At 54.9% G+C, this 1,050-nt stretch carries 1 protein-coding gene; it reads left to right on the forward strand.

All coding sequences use genetic code 11. The features are described 5' to 3' along the window. Positions 1-50: 50 nt before the first annotated feature. Entirely contained in the window at positions 51-1,031 is a 981-nt protein-coding gene (locus AC0L28_RS34630; protein ID WP_473482977.1) for a transporter substrate-binding domain-containing protein, read from the forward strand. Positions 1,032-1,050: the final 19 nt, after the last annotated feature.

Consider the following 1,050-nt stretch of genomic DNA (forward strand, 5'->3'; position numbering starts at 1 on the left):
TAAGATCGAATATCGGTTACTTCTGCGCTGCACTTGCTCTTGGTCTTGCGGTGGCACCAGCCGCCCGAGCCTCGGTTCTCGATGACGTCAAGCAGCGCGGTGTGCTCAACTGCGCGACCAGCGATGCAAACCCTGGCTTCGCCTATCTCAATCCCAAAACATCAAAGCTGGAGGGATTGGATATTGATCTTTGTCGGGCTATGGCAGCTGCAGTTCTGGGGAGCCCCGACAAAGTTAATTTCGTAATCGTTACAGGCAAGAGCCGTTTCACTGCGGTAACAACAGGCCAAGCAGACGTTGGTTTTACCTCCACTACTGTTTATCCTGTTCGTGAGTCGGCGATCGCGGTCGATTTTCTGCCGATATACTTTTACGATGCCGGCGGGTTTATGGTAACGACCTCATCCGGCGTTGACACGGTTAAAGATCTTGCCGGTGGAACGATTTGCACGGGGCAGGGAACCGCTACAGAGGTTGCCCTTGCGAACCTATTCAAGTCTCAGAACATAACGAACATCAAGGTTTTGACGTTCGATTCAAACGACAAGGTGTTTGCGGCTTTGGGCGGCGGCCGGTGCAACGCGATGGCAACAGACAAAACTGCGCTGGCCAGTTGGCGCGGCAGCTCCCCCAAGCCCGAAGACTACAAAATCCTCAGGGAAGGAACCGGCAAATCGCCATTTGCCGGCTTCGTCGCGGCGAATGACTCGAAATGGCGCAACCTCTTGAGATGGACCGTCTTTGGGCTATTTCAGGCTGAGGAGTGGGGTATTACCACCGCCAACTTGGATGAGATGAAAAAATCACCCGATCCGGTCGTCCGAAAGTTTCTCGGCGTGGAGGGCGGAATGGGGGAGGACTTCCATGTGTCCAATAGTTTCATGGCCGATGTGATCAAAGCCGTCGGCAACTACGGTGAGATGTACGACCGCAACCTGGGCCCGAAGACGCCTTATTATATGGACCGAACCGGCACCCCCAATGCGTCCTGGGTTAGCGGCGGCCTTCTGTACTCGCCTCCTTGGGAATAAGCGGAGTTCGGTGCCGATC

The organism is Mesorhizobium sp. WSM4847 (genome assembly GCF_055811335.1).